Here is a 3285-nt window from a genome sequence, read left to right on the forward strand (position 1 = left end):
GTAGTCCACTGAGCCGGGGCATTTGTATATCGAGGAAGAGGAGGTCTATTTGTTCCTGCTGCAATACTTCCAGTGCTTCCATGGCGTTTTTGCAGGTTTTTACCAGTTGCAGAAAAGGAACCTGGCGGATACTGTCTTCCAGCAGTTCACGTACCAGTTGTTCATCGTCTATGGCTATGCAGCGTATCATGTGAGCTTCAAAATTAGGGTAATATGAAACAGGTGTTGCTGGTTCCGGATCGTTAGCTGGTGGCGGCCGGGATACAGTAATTGCAGTCTGGCTTTCACATTGGCCAGTCCTATGCCGGAGTTTTCATCTTTGCTGGCCGCCGGATCACTATCGAACTTATTTTGTACTTCAAAGGTCAGCAGGTCGTTGGTAACGAGCAGCTGTATATTAATTTCCGGTTGCTGCGTATAGCCGGTACCGTGTTTAAAGGCGTTTTCTACAAAAGGAATCAGCAGCATGGGTTCTATGGTATAATGTCCGGCGTTGTTTGCCGTATCAATATGGCTGTTGATGTCCACGTCATTGCCGAAGCGGAGTTTTTGCAGGGCGATATAGCTGTTGAGATACACGATCTCTTTCGTGAGCAATACTTTTTTCCCGGTGGTATCATACAGCATATAGCGCATCAGGTCGGAGAGCATGATGAGGGCGGGTTCCAGCTGATCCGATTTTTTCCGGGCCAGCGATACCAGGTTGGTGAGTACATTGAACAGGAAATGCGGACTTACCTGTGAGCGCAGGAATTTGAGCTCTGAGCTGAGCTGTTCCGCCTCTTTATCTTTTTGTATTCTTTCTGCGCGGATCCTGTCTACCACCTTGCAGTATACCAGGCTAATAATATAAGCGCCTACGGAAGGGGCAAATACAAATTTATAGGAGGCCATGTCGCTGAGTACCGTAGGGAACCAATGGGCCATGATGCTATATTTCAGCGGAAAGGAGCCACCAATCAGCAGGAGTACGGCGGGGAAATACAGCCACCAGTATTGTTTATTCCATAACCGGGGGTAGAGAAATAATGCATGCGTGTAAAAGATGGCCATATGGATAAACCCACAAATCGTGAAGAAGAGACCGGGAAAAGTACCGATGCGATAGTCATTGGCGGCGTTGGAAACGATATAAGGCAGTAATAGTAACACGCTCCATATGAGTACATGGAGGGCAATCATCACTTTCTTGAATGGAATACGGATGTTCATCTGATGTATGCATTAAAGCTACTGATTTTTCGGGGCATACCCCGGCAGTCCGATAAAATTACCGCTATTAGCGGCCTTTGGAGAAAGGGTGTAGACAAGACCGGCAAATGTGCAGACAACCCGGTAACTCAGGCAGACGGGGAAGTAATTATTATCATCAGCGAAAATAGCATTAACACAGCCGCAGGAAGTTCTTAATTTTGGGCACTCTAAGCATTTAAAGACCTGATATGAAAAAATGTTGTATTGGACTATTCTTTTTTTTCCTGAGTAGCTCCCTGGCTTTTGCGCAGAAGTATGAAGCCAACTGGGCCTCTCTGAATAAGCGTGGGATCCCTGCCTGGTTTAATAATGCCAAGTTCGGCATCTTCATTCACTGGGGGGTATATGCCGTGCCATCGTACGCGGTGGTAGGACCCGGTGGTTATTCTGAATGGTACTGGTATAATCTGAATGGTGCCAAAGATGGCTCACATGATAAGGTAAAGGCGTTTCATGATAAGAATTTTGGAGGCGTACCCTACGAAAAACTGGAAAGCCAGTTTACGGCGTCGCTGTTTAATCCGGAGCAATGGGCCAATGTATTCCGCCGTTCCGGCGCCAAATATGTGGTGCTGACTTCCAAACACCATGAAGGATATTGTTTATGGGACAATAAACAGGCGAATGAATCCTGGGGACATCCCTGGAACGCGGTCACGGGCACGCCTAAACGCGATCTGCTGGGAGACCTCACGGAAGCCGTGCGGAAGGAAGGTTTGCGCATGGGATATTATTATTCCCTGTACGAATGGTTTAATCCTGTATGGAAAAAAGATAAAGCCCGCTACGTAAAAGAAGTGATGACACCACAATTTAAAGACCTGGTGACCCGCTATAAGCCTTCCGTTATTTTTTCTGATGGAGAATGGGATTTGTCAGATACAGCCTGGAACAGCCCTTCGCTGCTCGCCTGGCTGTACAACGAATCGCCTGTGAAAGATGAAGTAGCCGTAGATGACCGCTGGGGAAATAACACCCGTGGTAAGAATAATGGTGCTACTTACCTGACTTCCGAATATGGTAGTGGTATGCAACCCGGTGTGATCTGGGAAGAAAGTCAGGGTATCGGGCAGTCATATGGCTATAACCGTATGGAAACGGCGGACGACTATAAGAAAAGCAGTGACCTGATCTTAATGCTGGTAGACATTGTATCCAGAGGTGGTAACCTGTTGCTGGATATAGGACCCACTGCCGACGGCCGTATACCGGTGATCATGCAGCAAAAACTGCTGGACATTGGCCAGTGGCTGGAAGTCAATGGAGAAGGTATTTACGATTCCAAACCATGGAAGGAAAGCAATCAGTGGAGTGCAGGCAAACGCCCCGAAGTGAAAGGCGATGCTTATATGTCGGGCTATAGCATTGCTAAACTGGTGCAGCCATCTAAGGAACATGCCAACGTGGAAATGTTCTTTACCTCCAAACCGGGTGCTTTGTATTGCTTCTTACCTGCTTATCAGACATCCGTTACTATCCGTAACTATACCCCGGCAAAAGGCGCGGTGCTGAGTATCCTGGGTAGCAGTAAAGCCATTAAGTGGCAGCAAAAAGGAAAAGATTGTGTGGTAGACTTATCCATGCTGCACCCGGGCGATGTGCCGGGCGGTATGCTGGTAATTAAAGTAAAAGGCTAAGTAACACGTATATCTTAAAGCTGGCAAGCAATATATAAAAAGAGGGAAGGCAGTAGCCTTCTCTTTTTTTTTGCTCCAAAAGGTGAGGTGGTGCTTTACAAAAAAGGAGATTATATTTGCAGACCATATAAAACTGCATTGACTATGCCTTATCAGAAAATCACGCGGCTCATTGCTGATTTAGTCCGCATAGACAAATTTGATCAGCATCTCATCCGGGAAGTATTTGAACCGGTCAGCTTTAGAAAATCACATGTACTCGTAAGCAGCGGAGACATTGCCCGCTACATGTATTTCATCAATAGCGGTTATTTAAGACTCTATCATATTGATGGCGAAGGCCGGGAGGTTACCAATCATATTAACTGCCCTATGGGCTTTATGACGGCCTTTA

General features: G+C 46.6%; 4 protein-coding genes. 2 read left to right on the forward strand and 2 right to left on the reverse strand.

Going from position 1 to position 3285, the window contains the following annotated elements; translation table 11 throughout:
* Both VIP81_RS23230 and VIP81_RS23235 read right to left on the reverse strand, forming a co-directional pair.
* The coding region (locus tag VIP81_RS23230) for a LytR/AlgR family response regulator transcription factor (RefSeq protein WP_331967005.1) at nt 1-190 on the reverse strand (190 nt) is incomplete at its 3' end.
* The gene (locus tag VIP81_RS23235) at nt 187-1212 is read right to left on the reverse strand and encodes a sensor histidine kinase (protein WP_331967007.1); all 1026 of its coding nucleotides are present in this window, start codon (nt 1210-1212) and stop codon (nt 187-189) included. The genes VIP81_RS23230 and VIP81_RS23235, both read right to left, overlap by 4 nt.
* A gap of 230 nt (nt 1213-1442) precedes the next feature.
* On the opposite strand from VIP81_RS23235, the gene VIP81_RS23240 reads away from it, so the two are divergent.
* Nucleotides 1443-2891: an alpha-L-fucosidase gene (locus tag VIP81_RS23240; RefSeq protein ID WP_331967009.1), complete on the forward strand. Its 1449-nt coding sequence runs from the start codon at nt 1443-1445 to the stop codon at nt 2889-2891.
* 144 nt (nt 2892-3035) lie between these two features.
* Nucleotides 3036-3285, forward strand: a 250-nt coding sequence (locus tag VIP81_RS23245) for a cyclic nucleotide-binding domain-containing protein (RefSeq protein ID WP_331967011.1), incomplete at its 3' end; no start/stop codon positions are given.

This window comes from Chitinophaga sp. (assembly GCF_036566945.1).
Classification (GTDB): Bacteria; Bacteroidota; Bacteroidia; order Chitinophagales; family Chitinophagaceae; genus Chitinophaga.

Excerpts from the sequence above, each read along its gene's own strand:
- VIP81_RS23235 (WP_331967007.1), bottom strand. The coding sequence starts at position 1,212 with ATGAACATCCGTATTCCATTCAAGAAAGTGATGATTGCCCTCCATGTA.
- VIP81_RS23240 (WP_331967009.1), top strand. The coding sequence starts at position 1,443 with ATGAAAAAATGTTGTATTGGACTATTCTTTTTTTTCCTGAGTAGCTCC.